Here is a 16,507-nt window from a genome sequence, read left to right on the forward strand (position 1 = left end):
TCCGACGGCTCGGGGCACAGTCTTCGACCGTGGGGACCGGCGCCGACAGAGCGCGCGCCGGAGTTCACCCGTACAGGCCTGTGGCGAAACCATTCACCCTTCCACCGACGGCCTCAGTGGGCCGGCAGCCGCTCCGATTCCCTGACCAGGGCCGCCAGGACGGGGGCGATCAGCGGGTGGGTCTCGCCGCCTCGGCGGGTCGCCGCGAAGACGCGGCGGGTCGCGGCCGGGCCCGTGACCGGGCGGACCTGGACCTCCTTGAGGTCCATGCCGCGCAGGGCCGAGCGCGGTACGAGGGCCACTCCGGCCCCGGCGCCCACCAAGGCCGTCACGGCGCGGAAGTCGTCGGAGGAGTGCACGAACCGGGGCTGGAAGCCCGCCAGTTCGCAGGCGAGGAGCGTCACGTCGTGGCACGGGTTGCCGGGGTACTGGCCCACCCAGTCCGCGTCGGAGAGGTCCGCCAGCGACACCGCGGGGAGGTCGGCCAGCGGATGCCCCGAGGGCAGGACCGCGTCGAAGGGTTCCGCGTACAGCGGGAGGACGGACAGTCGGGCGTCGTCGGCGCCCGGGCCGCCCCGGTACTCGACGGCCAGCGCGAGGTCGGCCTCACCGTCCAGCAGCAGCGGCAGGCTCTGGTCGCCCTCGGCGTCCCGGACCCGCAACCGGATGCCGGGCCGTTCCAGCGCGAGTCGGGCGATGGCCGGAGCCAGTACCTCCGCGATGCCCGTCGCGAAGGCGGCGACGGTGACCTCGCCCGCCGAACCACCCGCGTACGCCGCGAGTTCCGCCTCCGCCCGCTCCAGCTGCGCGAGCACCTCGTGGGCGTGGCCCAGCAGGATCTCACCGGCGGCGGTGAGCCGTACGCCGCGTCCGCTGCGGGTGAGCAGCGCGTGGCCCGTCTCCTGTTCCAGCGCCGCGAGCTGCTGGGAGACGGCGGAGGGGGTGAGGTACAGGGCTGCGGCCGCGGCGGTCACCGTACGGTGGTCCGCCACGGCCCGCAGGATGCGCAGCCGGCGGGGGTCGATCACCCCACCATTGTCTCAGGGTGCGCAGGCCCCTCCGACCTCGTGTTCCCCTCCGACCTCGTGCTCCGCTGCGGCCTCGTGTTCCCGTCAGGCCCCAGCGGTTCCGAGGGCCGCACGGGCGTCGATGAAGGCGGCCACCGCGCGCTCGACGTCGGCCGTCGAGTGGGCCGCGGAGAGCTGGACGCGGATGCGCGCCGCGCCCATCGGCACCACCGGGTAGGAGAAGCCGATCACGTACACGCCGCGCTCCAGGAGCAGCTCCGCCATCCTGGCCGCCTCGGCCGCGTCGCCGATCATGACGGGGGCGATGGCGTGGTCGCCGGGCAGCACCTCGAAGCCGGCCTCGGTCATCTTCGTGCGGAAGAGCGCGGTGTTGGCGGCGAGGTGTTCGCGCAGGTCACCGGCGGACTCCAGCAGGTCCAGGACCTTGAGGGAGGCGGCCGCGATGACCGGGGCGAGGGAGTTGGAGAAGAGGTACGGGCGCGAGCGCTGGCGCAGCAGCTCCACGATCTCGGCGCGGGCCGCGACATAGCCGCCGGAGGCGCCGCCGAGGGCCTTGCCGAGGGTGCCGGTGATGATGTCGACGCGGTCCATGACGCCGTGCAGCTCGGGGGTGCCGCGGCCGCCGGGGCCGACGAAGCCGACGGCGTGCGAGTCGTCGACCATGACCATGGCGTCGTAGCGGTCGGCCAGGTCGCAGATCTCCGCGAGCGGGGCGACGTAGCCGTCCATGGAGAAGACGCCGTCGGTGACGATCAGCTTGCGGCGGGCGCCGCCCTCGGTGGCTTCCTTCAGGCGGGCCTCCAGCTCGGCCAGGTCGCGGTTGGCGTAGCGGAAGCGGCGGGCCTTGGAGAGGCGGATGCCGTCGATGATCGAGGCGTGGTTGAGGGCGTCGGAGATGACCGCGTCCTCGGCGCCGAGGAGGGTCTCGAAGACGCCGCCGTTGGCGTCGAAGCAGGAGGAGTACAGGATCGTGTCCTCCTGGCCGAGGAAGGCCGAGAGCCGTGCCTCCAGCTCCTTGTGCACCTCCTGGGTGCCGCAGATGAAGCGGACCGAGGCCATGCCGTAGCCCCAGCGGTCCAGCGCGTCCTTCGCGGCGGCGACGACCTCGGGGTGGTCGGCCAGCCCCAGGTAGTTGTTGGCGCAGAAGTTGAGCACCTCGCCGGCGGCGCCGCCCGAGGTGACGGCGACGGCCGCGTTCTGCGGGGTGCCGATCACGCGCTCGGGCTTGTGCAGGCCGGCGGCGCGGATCTCGTCGAGGGTGGAGCGCAGGTCCTCGCGGACGGTCTCGAACATGGTGCGGTTCTCCTTGTGCGGCGGAGGGCGACGAGGGAGGGGGCCGGACCCCGCGGAGGGGGGAGGGTGTGCGGGGCCCGGCCCGAGGGAGATGGTTCGGTGGGTGGGACGGCCGGTGCGGCGGCCGGTACGGCGAACGCTGCGCCGACCGCGGCGTGGCGGCTGCTTAAGCCGTCCAGTCCAGGATGATCTTGCCGCTGCGGGCGGTCGACGCCTCGTCGAAGGCGGCCTCGAAGTCACGGTGCGAGTAGCGGCCGGTGATGACCGGGCTGAGGTCGAGCCCGCCTTCCAGCAGCACCGTCATCGCGTACCAGGTCTCGAACATCTCACGACCGTAGATGCCCTTGATCGTGATCATCGAGGTGACCACCTTCGCCCAGTCCACCGGGAACTCCTGGGCGGGCAGGCCCAGCATGGCGATACGGCCGCCGTGCGTCATGTTGTCGATCATGTCGCGCATGGCCTCGGCGCGCCCGGACATCTCCAGGCCGATGTCGAAGCCCTCGCGCAGGCCGAGCTTGGCCTGCGCCTCGGCGATCGAGGACTCGGCGACGTTGACCGCGAGGGTGGCGCCCGCCTTGCGGGCGATCTCCAGGCGCTCGGGGCTGACGTCGGTGATGACCACGCTGCGCGCGCCGGCGTGCCGGGCCACGGCCGCCGCCATGATGCCGATCGGGCCGGCGCCGGTGATCAGGACGTCCTCGCCGACCAGCGGGAACGACAGCGCCGTGTGCACGGCGTTGCCGAAGGGGTCGAAGATCGCGGCGACGTCCAGGTCCACGGCGGTGCGGTGCACCCACACGTTCTGGGCGGGCAGGACCACGTACTCGGCGAAGGCGCCGTCGCGGCCGACCCCGAGGCCGATCGTGCTGCGGCACAGGTGGCGGCGGCCGGCCAGACAGTTGCGGCACTTGCCGCACACCAGGTGGCCCTCGCCGCTGACCAGCGCGCCGACCTCGATGTCCTGGACGTCCGCGCCGAGCGCCGCAACCTCGCCGACGAACTCGTGGCCGAGGACGAGGGGGGTCTTGACCGCACCCTGCGCCCAGCCGTCCCACGCACGGATGTGGAGGTCGGTTCCGCAGATACCGGTGCGCAGCACCTTGATCAGCACGTCGCCGGGGCCGTACTCGGGCTCGGGGACGTCCATGAGCCACAGGCCGGGTTCTGCCTTGTGCTTGACGAGTGCCTTCATGGGGTGGCTCCAGGCATGCGGAAGGGTACGCCGCGGGCGGATGGGCCCGAACGGCGGTGGTGACGTGCACCAATCTGCCGATCGGCGCGGTGATCAGTCCATCGAGACTTTCTTAAGCGGGTCGACAGCACAGCTTCACGCCTATGCTCCTCCCGTGACGGGGCAGGGGCTCGCGCCGGCGACGGCGTGGGGAAAAGGGGAGGTGAGGGGCGTGCCGAGTCTGCGCAGCAGAGCGCTGTCGGCGGCGCTGATCGCGGCGGGACGGCGAAGACGGTACGCGAGCGCGGAGGCCGTCCGGACCAGGGTGGCGGAGTCCGCCCGCAGGCCCGCCTCCCATCTGCCGCCGCGTCGGCTGGGTCGGGTCGCCGACATCTCGCGGACCTTCGTCGGAGCCTGGCCCGTGTACGACGTCTCCCCGCTCGGGACGGAGCCCGCGGCGCATGTGCTGTACGTGCACGGCGGCGGGTACATCCACGAGCTGGTCCGCCCGCACTGGGCGCTGATCCGGACCCTGGTCACACAGGCGCGGGCGCGGGTCGTCGTACCGGCGTACATCCTCGCTCCGCGCGGCACGGCCGACCGGACCGTCCCGATCGCGGCCGACCTGCTGAGCGGGCTGATCGCGAGCGGCGGCTCCGCCGGGACGGTGCTGATCGGGGACTCGGCCGGGGCCGGGCTGGCGCTGGCGGCCGCGCAGCGGCTGCGCGACCGCACCGGGGACCAGCCGTCCCGGATCGTGCTGATCTCGCCCTGGCTGGACGTGACCATGAGCCATCCGGACCAGGCGGCCCTCGAGGCGGCCGATCCGCTGCTGGCCCGCCCGGGTCTGCTGGAAGCCGGTCGGTTGTACGCCGGGACCCTGGCCGCCGACGACCCTCGGGTGAGCCCGCTGCACGGCGGTTTCGCCGGGCTGGCGCCGATGACGGTGTTCACCGGGACCCGGGACGTGCTGGCCACGGACAGCCGGGAGCTGCTCCGCAGGGCCCGCGCGGAGGGGGCCGAGGTGGAGTTCCACGAGGCGGCGGGGCTGCCGCACGGGTACCCGCTGCTGCCCGTCCCGGAGGGGCGGGCGGCGCGCGAGCGGATCGTCGAGCTGATCAGGTCGACGGCGGAGCTCTGAGAGCACGGCGGGCACGGCAGCCAGGGCGGGCACGGCGGATCGTGACGGCGGTTCGGTGACGGCCGCCCCCTACGCCGTACAGGTCATCAGTGAGCTGATCGGCCAGGCGCGGTACGCCGTCCAGTACGCCTCGTCGCGTACGGCGTCGGCGGGAGGGGTCCGGTTCGGCTGCCAGCCGACGGTGACGAAGCCCGCCTCGACGGCGGCCTCGGCGAGGTCGGCGTGGGCCCATTCGCGGAATTCGAAGGGCACCGGCGGCTCGGTCAGGAAATGCGCCTTGAGCAGCGGCGCGTCGCCGTCCCGGACCCGGTCGAGGATGCGCACCCCGTACGGCGACCAGTCCACGCGCGGGAACGCCCCCGCGTTGGGGACGATGGCCAGCAGCCGCCCGCCCGCGCGCAGGTGGGCGCGGACGGACCGGAACATCGCGTGCAGGGACCTGCGGTCGGGCGCGTAGCTGAAGACGTAGGCGGCGGTCGCGAGGTCGAAGGGGCCGAGGTGGGGCAGGCCGGCGGCGTCGGCGACGTGGTACTCGACGTCCGCCCGGTCCTTGGTCGCCTCGTGCGCGCGGGCCTGTCGGATCATCTCCTCCGAGACGTCGACGCCGACGGTCCGCCGGGCCCCGCCGCGGGCCAGCAGCCGGGTGTTGTATCCGTATCCGCAGGCCAGGTCGAGGGCGTCGAGCCCGCGCACCCCGCCGAGGGCGTCGAGGGCTCCGTGCAGGGTGTAGGTGTCGGCCGCGGAGAAGGCCGCCGTGCTCGTGGACTCCGCGTAGCGCTCGCCGATGGTGTCGTACTGGAACCGCATGCTCTGCCTTCCGGGGGCCTGCCGGGGGTGGGACGCCTGGGTATCGTGCCCCGCGCCGTCCCGCGGGGGGTGGCCCGCACACCCGTGCGTCCCCCGGACGAGGGAAGCGGTCGGCCTATCGGCCGGGGCCCGGCCCCGACCGGCCGGGATGCAGCGGCCGCCGCCGAGGGCGCATCCTGGCTGTGTGATGGCCAGAGCGGACAGCCTCGGCGCCGCGCCTGACACCGGCGATGCCCCCGATGCGACGGCCCAGGTGCTCGTGCGGGCCGCCACACATGCGCTGGAGGCCGTCGGCGGATACGCGGCCGGGATCTACCTGCGCTCGCCCACCACCGGACTGCTGCTGCTGGCCGTGTTCACGGGGCTGCCGCTGCAGCTGTTCCGGCCCTGGTGGCGGATGCAGGTGAACCGCCCGTACCCGGTCGCCGAGGCCTACCGTTCCGGGCAGGCCGTGCTCCTGCCCGACGCGGAGTCGGCGATGAGCCGCTTCCCGCAGCTGATGGCCGGGCTGCCGTTCACCTTCGCCTCGCTGTACGAGCCGGTGACCGCCGGGACGGAACGGTTCGGGGTGCTGGTGGTGCTGCGCGAGGCGACCCCGGGGATCCCGGTCGGGACCGCGGACCGCGAACGGCTGCGGCGGGCCGCGGAGCAGCTGGCCGCCGACCTCACCGCCCTCGCGGCGGCCGGGGGGCGGGTGCTGTGGGAGGGCGACCCGATGGGGGTACCGGCGCCACCGCCCGAGGCCGGGGCCGAGGGTGCCCGCAGGGCTGCGGACCGGCTCGCGCAGGCGGTGTTGTCCCTGGACCGGGAGGGCCGGATCGGCTACGTGAACACCGCGGCGGAGGCGCTGCTCGGCATCGACGGGCCGCATCTGCGGGGGCGGCTGCTGTGGGAGGCGCTGCCGTGGCTCGGGCATCCCGCCTACGAGGACCACTTCCGGGCCGGTTTCATGTCCGGCGAGCCGGTGCACTTCCCCGCCCGACGCGGCCGGCACGCGCCCGGTCAGTGGTTGTCGGTGGACCTGTATCCCGCGGCCGACGGCGTGACGCTGACCCTGGGCACCTCCGTGAAACCGGCCTACACGCCCGCGTCACGGACCCGGCATGACCCGGACGCCGGCGCCCACACCGACGCCGACACCCACGCCCGCGCCGACACCGACGCCGACATGGACACGGACGTGGACGGGTACGCGGACCTCGACGTGTCCGCCGACGAGGCCTCGGCCCTGTACCGGCCGGTGGCCCTGGCCATCGCGCTGACGGAGGCGGTCACGGCCCGGCAGGTGTCGGCGGTGGTGACCGAGGAGCTGCTGCCGGCCTTCGGCGGCCGCCAACTGGCGATCTACCTGCTGGACGAGCGACATCTGTACCTGGCCTGGGAGACCGGTTTCCCACAGGGCTTCCTCAACCGGTTCGACGGGGTCTCCCTCGACGTCCGGCTGCCGGGCGTGGAGACGCTGACCACGGGCCGGCCGATGTTCTTCGAGTCGATGCAGCACCTGGCCACCGCCTATCCGGGGATTCCGCTGGACGCCGATGTCGGCGCCCGCGCGTTCCTGCCGCTGATCGCCTCCGGGCGTCCCGTCGGGTCGTGCATCCTCGGCTTCGACTCGCCCCGCGGCTTCAGCCCGGAGGAACGTACGGTGCTGACGGCGCTGGCCGGTCTGATCGCGCAGGCGCTCGCGCGGGCCCGGCGCTACGACAGCGAGGTGGCGCTCGCCCGTGGTCTGCAGTCGGCCCTGCTGCCGCACCGGCTGCCGGTGCGCGAGCACGTGGACACCGTCGGCCGCTACCTCCCCGGCACCCAGGGCATGGAGGTCGGCGGCGACTGGTACGACGTCGTCGAGACGGGCGCGGGCCTGCTGGCCCTGGTCATCGGGGACGTCCAGGGCCACGGTGTGGCGGCGGCGGCGACCATGGGCCAGCTGCGCAGCGCGGTACGGGCCTTCGCGCTCAGCGGGAGCACCCCGGAGCAGGTGGTGAGCGGTACCAACCAGCTGCTCATCGACCTGGATCCGGGCCAGTTCGCGAGCTGCTGCTACATGCTGCTCGACCCGGCGTCCGGCTCCGTCATGGCGGCGCGGGCCGGGCACCCCCAGCCGTTGCTGCGCCACCCGGACGGCCGGACCGAGGTGCTGGACCTGGCGGGCGGGGTGGTGCTCGGCATCGATCCGGAGGCCTCGTACCCGGTCACGGAGCTGCGGCTGACGACGGGCTCGATCCTCGCCCTCTACACGGACGGGCTGGTGGAGAAGCCGGGGCTCGACATCGACGTCGGGGTGGAGCGGCTGCGGACGGCGCTGGAGGCGGCCCGGCCGTCCCCGTTGACCGAGACCGCCGACCGGCTGATCAACGAGGCGGGCAACACCGCCGACCGGCCGGACGACATCGCCCTGTTGCTGGCCTCCCGTACCGGCGGGGACCCATAAGGGGTGCCGGGCGGTTCAGTCCGGGCTCGCCAGGGTGAGCGCGCTGTTCACCAGGCCGACGTGGCTGAACGCCTGCGGGAAGTTGCCGAGTTGGCGTCCGGCCAGGGGGTCGTACTCCTCCGCGAGCAGGCCGACGTCGTTGCGTACGGCCAGCAGTCGCTCGAACAGGGCGCGGGCCTCCTCCCGGCGGCCCGTCATGTGCAGGGCGTCGGTCAGCCAGAACGAGCAGGCCAGGAAGGCTCCTTCGTCACCCGGCAGCCCGTCGACCGTGGAGCCGGCGGTGCTGTAGCGGCGGACGAGTCCGCTGCTGCCGAGCTCGGCACGTACCGCGTCGACCGTGCCGATGACACGGGGGTCGTCGGGCGGCAGGAATCCGACCCTGGGGATGAGCAGGGTCGCCGCGTCGAGCTCCTCGGAACCGTAGTACTGGGTGAAGGTGCCGCGCACGGGGTCGTAGCCCCGGTCGCACACGTCGCGGTGCACCTCGTCGCGCATGGCCCGCCAGCGTTCCACCTCGCCGTCCAGGGAGGGGTCGCTCTCCAGGGTGCGTACGGCCCGGTCGGCGGCTACCCACGCCATCACCTTGGAGTGCACGAAGTGGCGGCGGGGGCCGCGGACCTCCCACAGGCCCTCGTCGGGCCGCTGCCAGTTGCGTTCGAGGAAGTCGAGCAGCGCGAGCTGGATCCGCCAGGCGTGCCGTTCGGCGGGCAGCCCGGCCGATCGGGCGAGGTGGAGGGAGTCGATGACCTCGCCGTACACGTCCAACTGGAGCTGGTCGACGGCGGCGTTCCCGACGCGGACCGGGGCGGAGGAGGCGTAGCCGCGCAGCCAGGGCAGTTCGCTCTCGGGGATCCGTCGCTCGCCTGCGATGCCGTACATGATCTGGAGGTCGGCGGGGTCGCCGGCGACGGCGCGCAGCAGCCACTCGCGCCAGGCGCGGGCCTCGTCGAGGAATCCGGTGGACAGCAGCGAGCCGAGGGTGAGGGTGGAGTCCCGGAGCCAGCAGTAGCGGTAGTCCCAGTTGCGGACGCCGCCGAGTTCCTCGGGAAGGGAGGTGGTGGCCGCGGCGGCGATGCCGCCGGTCGGGGCGTAGGTGAGGGCCTTGAGGGTGATCAGGGAGCGGGTGACCGCCTCCTGGTACGGGCCCTCGTAGCGGCATTGCGCGGTCCACTCCCGCCAGTCGGCGAGGCTCTGGTCGAGGGCGTCGAAGGGGTCGCAGGGCTCGGGGCGCGGCCGGTGCGAGGGGTGCCAGGTCAGGACGAAGGCGACGCGCCGGCCGGCGGTGACCGGGAACTGGGAGCAGGTGCTGTTCGCCTCGCCCCAGGTGCGGACCGGGGGTTCGCTGCGGAACCAGGCGGAGTCGGGGCCCGCGATCGCGACCCGATCGCCGTCGCTGCGGCGCACCCAGGGCACGACGTGGCCGTAGTCGAAGCGCAGGCGCAGGGTGCTGCGCATCCGGACGGTGCCGCTGATGCCTTCGACGATGCGGATGACGTCGGGGGCGATCTCGCGCTGGGGCATGAAGTCGGTGACCTTGACGGTCCCGGTCTCGGTCTCCCAGTACGACTCGAGGATCAGCGAGCCGTCGACGTAGGCGCGACGGGTGCAGGGCTCGCCGATGGCGGCGTCGAGGGGCGCGATGCGCCAGTGGCCGTTCTCCTCCTCGCCGAGGAGCTTGGCGAAGCAGGCCGCCGAGTCGAAGCGCGGCAGGCACAGCCAGTCGATGGACCCGTCACGGCCGACCAGTGCGCTGGTCATCAGGTCGCCGATGAGTGCGTAGTCTTCGATGGGTTGTGTCATTTGTGCGCTATTCCCCTGATTGTCCGGGGCCAATCAGCTCAGGCCCCGGACACCTCTCATGGCATCAGGAGATCGTGACGAACTGGCCGATGCTCGGTACGCCCTGGGCGTCGAGGGCGAAGAGCATGTAGGTGCCCGGCAGGACCACACCGGTGTCGGCGGGCACGGACACGTGGTACGTGCCACCTCCCGCGGCGGTGGACACCACGGGCACCCGGCGTTGGTCGTTGTCGGTGGAGTGGGTCGCGGCGGCGGCCCGCATGAGGACGAAGGACGCCACCGGGCCCTGGGTGCTCACCGTGAGCGAGGCGCCGGGAGCGGCCCTGGGGGGTACGCCGGCGGTGATGGCGGGGCGCGGCTTCGGGGTTCCGTCCGCGTTGAGCAGGTACGGCGGGGTGAAGATCGCCCCGTCGGCGTGGTTGGTGGCGCAGTCGCCGCACAGACCGCCGCCGCCGGAGAAGATCCGTCCGTCGGGCAGCAGGTTGGCCACGCTGTGGTAGTTGCGCGGCACGGCCATGGTGGCGAGCGGGGTGAAGGTGCCGGTCGCCGGGTCCCACAGCTCGGGGGTCAGGACGGAGGTGGCGTCGCTGAACGGCACCGGATAGGCCTGACCGCCGAAGACGGCCACCTTGCCGTCGGGCAGGACCACGCTGTTGCTGAAGGCGCGGGCATGCTCCATGTCTCCCGTGCGGGCGGCCTGGACCTGGTTGCCCGAGATGCCCACGGTGTAGGCGCGCCGGGTGGCGGGGCTGTCCTGGTAGGCGGGTGAGCCGCCCAGGGTGAGCAGTTTGCCGATGTCGTAGGCGACGGCGTTGCCGGTCATGGCGTCCTGGCTGTCGGCCCGGGTGCCGGCGGGGGTGATGCCGCCCTGCCCGCTGGTGGAGATCCAGTTCATCTGCTTGCTCGGGCCCAGTTGCAGCACCTTGCCGCCCGAAGTGGCATGCAGCCACATGTGGTTGTCGGCGCGGTACGGTCCGGCCGGGTCGGCCGTCAGTGCCGGGGCGGCGGGCACCCCGGGAAGGGTGCGCCAGGTGCGGGTGTCCGGGGACCAGACCTCACCGGCCTTGTCGGTGCCCGTGGATCCGCTCCAGGAGCCGCCGAGGACGAAGGCCTCGCCGGTGGAGAGCAGGGTCATGGCCTGGTAGCCGCGGGCGATGTTCATGCTCGTGGTGGCGGACCAGGCGTCGGTGGCGGGGTCGTAGATGCTCGCCTTCTCCGCGTTGCTGCCGCCGGTGACCAGGACCCGGCCGTCGGCGAGCATGGCGATGCCGGGACAGAACATGTCGTGTCCGGTGTTGTCGATGCGCCGCTGGGTGACCTTGCCCGTCTTCAGGTCCAGGATCGCGGTCTGCGTGTAGCCGTTGCTGCCGCCGAAGCGGTCGACGGCGTACGCGGACCAGGCCAGCAGCTTGTCGCCGGGCAGGGCCGCGGTGGCCACCGGGACGAGCGGGAAGCCGGTGATGCGGCCCCAGGAGCCGTGGACGGCCGGGCTGGACGGTCCGCTCAGGCGGATCTCGCCGGCGGAGCTCCACGGTCCGCGACCGCCGGCCTCGCCGGTCGCGGTCAGCCGGACGAAGCGGGCGGACGCGGCGCGGGTGAAGGTGGCGGTCTTGACGGTGTCGTCGTCGCGCCAGGTGCCCGTGGCCACCGGTGCGGCGAAGGTGACGCCGTCGGTGCTGGTGGCGACGGAGTACGCGCCCACGCGCCCGTTGGCCCCGTTGGAGCGGGGATGGTAGACGAGGGCGGAGACCAGTTCCGTGCGGTGCATGTCGATGGTGATGCTGTGCGGCAGCGGGGTGGGGGTGGGAGCCCACTTGCTGTGCCAGAGGGTGTCGTCCTTGCCGTCCAGGACGTTGGCCGCGCGGCCGTTCTCGCTGCCGGTCTCCTCGTCGCTCGCCGTGGCGGTCCATCCGGCGCGGGAGAGGTCGATGGTGGCCGCCGGGGTGCCGGGGTCGCCCAGCAGGTCGATCTCGGCGGCGGAGGACCAGGGTCCGCGTCCGCCCGCCTCGCTGAGCGCGGTCAGCCGGACGAACCGGACGCCCTGGGGAGCGAATCCGAGGGTCTTGGTGCTCGCGTCGTCCGCGAGCGTGCCGGTGGCGACCGGGGTCCCCCAGCCCAGTCCGTCGGCGCTGAGGCTGATGCTGTACTCACCGACGCGCCCGTTGGGCCCGTTGGTGCGGGGACGGTAGACGAGGGCGGAGACGACCTCGGTGCGGTGCATGTCGACGGTGATGCTGTGCGGCAGCGGGGTGGGGGTGGGAGCCCACTTGCTGTGCCAGAGGGTGGCGGTGTTCCCGTCGAGGACGTTGGCCGCGCGGCCGTTCTCGGCGCCGGTCTCCTCGTCGCTCGCCGTGGCGGTCCATCCGGCCCGGTCGAGGACCGGGGCCGTCGGCTCCATCGCGTTGGCGGGGACGATGCCGTGGTGCGGCGACTGTTTCGCCGTCTGCTGGCCGAAGGGCACGGGCGCCGGACGGGGTGCCGGGGCGCGACCGGCCGCTGCCGTACTCGTGACCACGAACAACGGGGTCAGACCGATCAGCAGCGAGCCGAGGCCGAGGGCGATGAGCAGGTGGGAACGGCGTATCGCGCGGTGAAGGGCGAGGAAGCGCCTGTTCTGCAATCTGACCTCCTGGGGCGAACCGATGTGCCCCGTAGAACATAGGTGAGCACAGCAGCAACCCGCCTGAGATCAAAAAGAGTTGGCGCGAAACCGTACGGCTGGTCGGAACGCGTCGACGCCGGGCGGCCCACTGCGACCCACTGCGGCCCACCCGGCGTCGACGATCGCGACGGCCTTTCGACCTCTCAGTCGCGTACGAGGAGCAGCACGACGGCGAGGACCACGCCGAGGGCGACGGCGAGGGCGCCGTGGGCGAGGCGGTGGCCGCGCAGGACGGGCAGGAAGCGGTCGACGGCGTAGCGGCCGGGGCCGGTGAGGGCGAGGGCCGCGGCGCCGGCCGTCAGCAGCAGCTCGTACTCGATGCCCTTCGGGGCGAAGAAGGAGTCGGCGCCGTGGACGGCGATCGCGTTGATGAGGGTGCCGACGATCGCGGCTCCGGCGAGCGGGGTGAGCAGACCGAGGGCGAGCCCGAGCCCGCCGAGGGTCTCGGTGAGGCCGGCGAGGACCGCCATGGCGTCACCCGCGGGGTAGCCGCTGGCGGTGAAGAACTGACCGGTGCCACTGATGCCGCCGCCCCCGAACCAGCCGAAGAGCTTCTGCGCGCCGTGCGCCGCCATGGTCAGACCGAGGACCAGGCGCAGCAGGAGCAGGCCGGTGTCGTGGCCCGGAGTGGAGAGGGAGGCGAGCGCGGGACGTACGGCCGGTGCGGCGGCCTGCGGCTTCGTCGAGGTGACGGAGGGGCTGGTCATCGGGGGGGTCCTTCCGGTCGGGCGGCCCGGTGGGGAGGCAGGAGGAGTTGTTCAAATTCGAACCGCTGGACCCTGACCCTAACCATTGATTCAAATTGGAACAACCCGTGTAGTCTGGAGCCATGGCTGAACCGAGATGGCTGGACGACCGCGAGATGCGCGCCTGGAGCGGATTCCTCGCCGCGTCGGCCCTGGTGAACCGCCGTCTCGACCAACAGCTCAAGGACGAGGCCGGCCTCTCGCACCCCCAGTACGAGATCCTCGTACGGCTCGCCGCGGCGCCCGGGCGCGAACTGCGGATGACCGAGCTCGCCAACGGCCTGATCAACTCCAAGAGCGGGCTGACCTACCAGGTCACGCAGATGGAGAAGGCCGGCCTGGTCCGCCGCCGCAGCTGCCCCTCCGACGTGCGCGGCGTCTTCGCCGTCCTCACCGACGCGGGCAGCGCCAAGCTGGAGGAGGCGGCCCCCGGGCACGTGGCGACGGTCCGGGAGATCCTCGTCGACGTCCTCACCGCCGAGCAGCTCGACGCGCTCGCCGACGGACTGGGCGAGGTCGGCCGGCGGCTGCGCGGAGAGGCCGCCGGAGCGACTCCGACCGTCTCCGAGGTATCGCGGCCCGATATCGGGGTATAGGGCCGCCATGGACGGAAAGGTCTGGCTCGCCCTGGGCACACTCCTCGCGGTGGGGCTCGCGATCCTCGCCGCCGTGCTGCTGACACGCGTCTTCGCGGCCCGGCGGCTGCTGGTCGACGCGGGGATCCCGCTGCAGGACAAGGCGCTGTTCTGGGTCGCGGTCGTCTACACCGTCTCGCCGGTGGACCTGATCCCGGACCCGGTGTACCTGGACGACATCGGGATCCTGCTGCTTGCGCTGCGCTCGCTGCACGCGGCGGCCGGGGCCGCCCGCTCCTCGAAGGAGCCCGGCGCCCCCGCCTGAGCCGATCCGGCCCGCCCCGCGCGGATCAGACGTGCTGGTCGAAGAGGACCGGGTTCCCGTCCGGGTCGACGACGAGGAAGCTGCCCGGACCGGAGCCCGACTCGTCCACCTCCGTCAGGAACTCCACGCCCCGCGCCTTCAGCCGCGCCTGCGTCTCGCGGATGTCGGTGAACGAGTCGAGCGCGCTCGCGCTGCTGTCCCAGCCCGGGTTGAAGGTCAGCATGTTCTTCTCGAACATGCCCACGAACAGCCCGATCACGACGTCGCCGTTCTTGAGGATCAGCCAGCCCTGCTCGGGATTCCCGCCGAAGGCGGCGAATCCGAGCTTCTCGTAGAACGCGCGGGAGGCGTCGAGGTCGCGCACGGTCAGACTCACGGAGAAGGCGCCGAGATCCATGCGCCCCAGCCTTCCCGCCCCACGGCGGGGCCGCAACCCGCGACCTCTGCCGCGGAGGGTCAGCGGACGCCGTGGGGTCGGAACTGGATGCTGATGCGGGGACCGACGGCCCGCGTCGACTTGGGTACGGCGTGCTCCATGCTCCGCTGGCAGGAGCCCCCCATGACGACGAGGTCGCCGTGTCCCAGGGGCAGCCGCAGCAGGGTGGGCCCGCCACCCCGGGGCCGGAACGCGAGATCGCGCGGGTCGCCGACCGAGACGATGGCCACCATCGTGTCCTCGGCCCGGGACCGGCCGGTCCGGTCCCCGTGCCAGGCGACGCTGTCGCGGCCGTCGCGGTACAGACACAGGCCGGCGGTGGTGAAGGGCTCGCCGAGCTCGGCGGCGTAGTGACGGGTGAGCACCTCGCGGGCGGCGGTGAGCGAGGGGTGGGGCAGGGGCCGGTCCGCGGCGTAGAAGGCGAGCAGCCGGGGCACCTCCACCTCCCGCTCGTACATCTGCCGCCGCTCGGCCTGCCAGGGCACGTCGACGGCCAGCCGTTCGTAGAGCGCGTCGGCACCGCCGAGCCAGCCGGGCAGGTGGTCGACCCAGGCGCCGGCGCCGAGCTCGGTACGCCGCATCCCGCCGAGCGGGCCGAGCCGGATCTCGTCGCCCTGGTCGAAGAGGGAACCCTGGAGGCCCTGGACTGCGTGCATGCCCCCAACCTAGCCCTGAAACCGAACATGTGCACGAATGTAGGGGTGGCGTGCCGCCTCCCTGACCCCGGCGGGCTGGTCCGCCGAGGAGCCGCCCGGCTACGTCACGGCGGGCCTGAAGGGCTACGAGGCTCACGAGATCCGGTACCAGGCGGTCGCGGCGGTCGTGCGCGGTCGGCAGAGCAGGGTGACGGCCAGCGAGAGCCCGGCGGCGACGGCGATCGCCGTCCCCGGGGTGAGGTACTGGGCCAGGCCTCCGGCGATCGCGGCGCCGATGCCCTGCCAGGTCATCCGGCCGGCCGACTCGACTCCCTGGACCTGGCCGCGGACGGCGTCCGGGGTCTGTTCGAGGAGCTGCTCCTGGAGGGGCAGGGTGGCCGCGAACCCGACGCCGGCGAGGCCCACCGCGACGGCCGCGACCAGGACCGGCGGGTGGACGGCGAACAGCAGGAAGGGGGCGGCGAGCAGCAGCCGCAGTGCGAAGGCGAACCGGCGGCGGCGTTCGGCGTCGAGCAGGCGGCCGACGATCAGGTCCCCGAGGAGCATGCCCGCCGACGCGGCGGCGAGGAGGGTGCCCGCCCCGCCCGGGTCGTAGGAGAGGAACAGCGCCTCGCAGCCGACGATCAGGCCGTTCGGGACCCAGAGGTTCAGCAGCAGCATCCGCCGGCCGGGGTGGGCGAACAGCTCGGCGTTCGTCGTCCAGGTCCGGCGCAGGCCGGGTCGGCGGGTCAGCCGGATCGAGTGCTCCCGGACGGTGGCGGCCACCACCGCCGTCCCGAGGGCGGTCAGGGCCGCGGCGACGGCGAAGAGTCCGTACGGGCTCAGGTACCGCAGCAGCACGGCGCCGACCGCGTAGCCGATGATCACCGTGCCGCCGGCGGTGACGTTCATCAGCGAACGGGCGGGCGCGTACGCGGAGCCGGGGACGACCTCGGCGAGCAGCCCCAGCCGGGTGCCGGTGCCCAGGGACTGGAAGAAGCCCAGCGTCAGCAGCAGCGCGAACCGGGCCGCGAGCGGCAGCCCCGGGACGGCCTGCGCGGCGATGCCCGCCAGGGAGACGAGTTGGAGCAGGAGGAGCGTCCGGCGGGGCCGTTTCCCGTCCGCCACCGACATCAGCGTCAGCGCGCCGAGCACCGTCGCGAAGGTGGCGCCGTACATGCTCACGGCCGTCAGGAACGGGGAACCGGTCCGGTGGTTGACCAGGGTGCCGAGCGCGAAGCCGGACAAAGTGCTCGCGGTGACGGTGAGGGTGAAGCTGAGGTAGAGGCCGCCGAACTCCCGGTCGCGCAGCAGGGCGCGATAGCCGGTGGCGGCGGTGGTCGGGGGTGTGTCAGGACGGACGGAAGGGTGTGAAGGCATGAAAAAAGCCTCCGGACACATGCACGGGGGCACGCGAACCGAAGGCCGACGGGGTCATTCTAGCAGTCGTACCA

General features: G+C 73.0%; 14 protein-coding genes. 4 read left to right on the forward strand and 10 right to left on the reverse strand.

What is annotated here, in order from left to right; genetic code table 11:
- Nucleotides 1-113: 113 nt before the first annotated feature.
- The 3 genes from OG624_RS05455 to tdh all read right to left on the reverse strand — a co-directional run bounded on the left by OG624_RS05455 (nucleotide 114) and on the right by tdh (nucleotide 3,516).
- Nucleotides 114-1,028 carry a LysR family transcriptional regulator gene (locus OG624_RS05455; RefSeq protein ID WP_030730228.1) on the reverse strand — a complete coding sequence of 305 codons (915 nt, stop codon included), beginning with the start codon at nucleotides 1,026-1,028 and terminating at the stop codon, nucleotides 114-116.
- An 84-nt stretch (nucleotides 1,029-1,112) separates the two neighbouring features.
- Nucleotides 1,113-2,321: a glycine C-acetyltransferase gene (locus OG624_RS05460; RefSeq protein ID WP_033214013.1), complete on the reverse strand. Its 1,209-nt coding sequence runs from the start codon at nucleotides 2,319-2,321 to the stop codon at nucleotides 1,113-1,115.
- A gap of 166 nt (nucleotides 2,322-2,487) precedes the next feature.
- Nucleotides 2,488-3,516, reverse strand: coding sequence for an L-threonine 3-dehydrogenase (gene tdh, locus OG624_RS05465; protein ID WP_033214014.1), 1,029 nt, complete (start codon nucleotides 3,514-3,516; stop codon nucleotides 2,488-2,490).
- Between the two features lie 211 nt (nucleotides 3,517-3,727).
- Between tdh and OG624_RS05470 the strand changes: the two genes are divergently transcribed.
- On the forward strand, nucleotides 3,728-4,636 hold the full coding sequence (locus tag OG624_RS05470) for an alpha/beta hydrolase fold domain-containing protein (RefSeq protein ID WP_371639163.1): 909 nt from the start codon (nucleotides 3,728-3,730) through the stop codon (nucleotides 4,634-4,636).
- A gap of 69 nt (nucleotides 4,637-4,705) precedes the next feature.
- Here the strand turns inward: OG624_RS05470 and OG624_RS05475 are convergent, their stop codons facing one another.
- Complete coding sequence (locus OG624_RS05475) at nucleotides 4,706-5,443, reverse strand: class I SAM-dependent methyltransferase (protein WP_161297038.1); 738 nt, start codon at nucleotides 5,441-5,443, stop codon at nucleotides 4,706-4,708.
- A 187-nt stretch (nucleotides 5,444-5,630) separates the two neighbouring features.
- Here OG624_RS05475 and OG624_RS05480 point away from each other — a divergent pair, with 187 nt between their 5' ends.
- Nucleotides 5,631-7,874: a SpoIIE family protein phosphatase gene (locus OG624_RS05480; RefSeq protein ID WP_326750335.1), complete on the forward strand. Its 2,244-nt coding sequence runs from the start codon at nucleotides 5,631-5,633 to the stop codon at nucleotides 7,872-7,874.
- A gap of 15 nt (nucleotides 7,875-7,889) precedes the next feature.
- Here the strand turns inward: OG624_RS05480 and OG624_RS05485 are convergent, their stop codons facing one another.
- From OG624_RS05485 to OG624_RS05495, 3 genes are all read right to left on the reverse strand, one after another.
- The gene (locus OG624_RS05485) at nucleotides 7,890-9,674 is read right to left on the reverse strand and encodes a glycoside hydrolase family 15 protein (RefSeq protein ID WP_033214017.1); all 1,785 of its coding nucleotides are present in this window, start codon (nucleotides 9,672-9,674) and stop codon (nucleotides 7,890-7,892) included.
- A gap of 64 nt (nucleotides 9,675-9,738) precedes the next feature.
- The gene (locus OG624_RS05490; protein WP_371639164.1) at nucleotides 9,739-12,294 is read right to left on the reverse strand and encodes a discoidin domain-containing protein; all 2,556 of its coding nucleotides are present in this window, start codon (nucleotides 12,292-12,294) and stop codon (nucleotides 9,739-9,741) included.
- Between the two features lie 185 nt (nucleotides 12,295-12,479).
- Nucleotides 12,480-13,043, reverse strand: coding sequence for a DoxX family membrane protein (locus OG624_RS05495; protein WP_033214021.1), 564 nt, complete (start codon nucleotides 13,041-13,043; stop codon nucleotides 12,480-12,482).
- A gap of 122 nt (nucleotides 13,044-13,165) precedes the next feature.
- Between OG624_RS05495 and OG624_RS05500 the strand changes: the two genes are divergently transcribed.
- Nucleotides 13,166-13,678, forward strand: coding sequence for a MarR family winged helix-turn-helix transcriptional regulator (locus tag OG624_RS05500; RefSeq protein ID WP_051762206.1), 513 nt, complete (start codon nucleotides 13,166-13,168; stop codon nucleotides 13,676-13,678).
- Nucleotides 13,679-13,685: 7 nt separating this feature from the next.
- On the forward strand, nucleotides 13,686-13,982 hold the full coding sequence (locus tag OG624_RS05505; protein WP_033214022.1) for a YkvA family protein: 297 nt from the start codon (nucleotides 13,686-13,688) through the stop codon (nucleotides 13,980-13,982).
- A 25-nt stretch (nucleotides 13,983-14,007) separates the two neighbouring features.
- Here OG624_RS05505 and OG624_RS05510 read toward each other — a convergent pair whose 3' ends face one another.
- The 3 genes from OG624_RS05510 to OG624_RS05520 form a co-directional block, all read right to left on the reverse strand.
- Nucleotides 14,008-14,379, reverse strand: coding sequence for a VOC family protein (locus OG624_RS05510; protein ID WP_033214023.1), 372 nt, complete (start codon nucleotides 14,377-14,379; stop codon nucleotides 14,008-14,010).
- 59 nt (nucleotides 14,380-14,438) lie between these two features.
- Entirely contained in the window at nucleotides 14,439-15,074 is a 636-nt protein-coding gene (locus tag OG624_RS05515) for an alpha-ketoglutarate-dependent dioxygenase AlkB (RefSeq protein WP_033214024.1), read from the reverse strand.
- A gap of 132 nt (nucleotides 15,075-15,206) precedes the next feature.
- Nucleotides 15,207-16,433, reverse strand: a complete 1,227-nt coding sequence (locus tag OG624_RS05520) for an MFS transporter (RefSeq protein ID WP_371639165.1) — start codon at nucleotides 16,431-16,433, stop codon at nucleotides 15,207-15,209.
- Nucleotides 16,434-16,507 lie beyond the last annotated feature (74 nt).

The sequence above is a fragment of the Streptomyces virginiae genome (assembly GCF_041432505.1).
In the GTDB taxonomy this organism is placed as follows: Bacteria; Actinomycetota; Actinomycetes; order Streptomycetales; family Streptomycetaceae; genus Streptomyces; species Streptomyces virginiae_A.

What these genes read in the sequence shown, in the direction of transcription:
- OG624_RS05460 (WP_033214013.1), bottom strand. Translation starts at nt 2,321, where the DNA reads ATGTTCGAGACCGTCCGCGAGGACCTGCGCTCCACCCTCGACGAGATC.
- tdh (WP_033214014.1), bottom strand. Translation starts at nt 3,516, where the DNA reads ATGAAGGCACTCGTCAAGCACAAGGCAGAACCCGGCCTGTGGCTCATG.
- OG624_RS05475 (WP_161297038.1), bottom strand. Translation starts at nt 5,443, where the DNA reads ATGCGGTTCCAGTACGACACCATCGGCGAGCGCTACGCGGAGTCCACG.
- OG624_RS05480 (WP_326750335.1), top strand. Translation starts at nt 5,631, where the DNA reads ATGGCCAGAGCGGACAGCCTCGGCGCCGCGCCTGACACCGGCGATGCC.
- OG624_RS05485 (WP_033214017.1), bottom strand. Translation starts at nt 9,674, where the DNA reads ATGACACAACCCATCGAAGACTACGCACTCATCGGCGACCTGATGACC.
- OG624_RS05495 (WP_033214021.1), bottom strand. Translation starts at nt 13,043, where the DNA reads ATGACCAGCCCCTCCGTCACCTCGACGAAGCCGCAGGCCGCCGCACCG.
- OG624_RS05500 (WP_051762206.1), top strand. Translation starts at nt 13,166, where the DNA reads ATGGCTGAACCGAGATGGCTGGACGACCGCGAGATGCGCGCCTGGAGC.
- OG624_RS05505 (WP_033214022.1), top strand. Translation starts at nt 13,686, where the DNA reads ATGGACGGAAAGGTCTGGCTCGCCCTGGGCACACTCCTCGCGGTGGGG.
- OG624_RS05510 (WP_033214023.1), bottom strand. Translation starts at nt 14,379, where the DNA reads ATGGATCTCGGCGCCTTCTCCGTGAGTCTGACCGTGCGCGACCTCGAC.
- OG624_RS05515 (WP_033214024.1), bottom strand. Translation starts at nt 15,074, where the DNA reads ATGCACGCAGTCCAGGGCCTCCAGGGTTCCCTCTTCGACCAGGGCGAC.
- OG624_RS05520 (WP_371639165.1), bottom strand. Translation starts at nt 16,433, where the DNA reads ATGCCTTCACACCCTTCCGTCCGTCCTGACACACCCCCGACCACCGCC.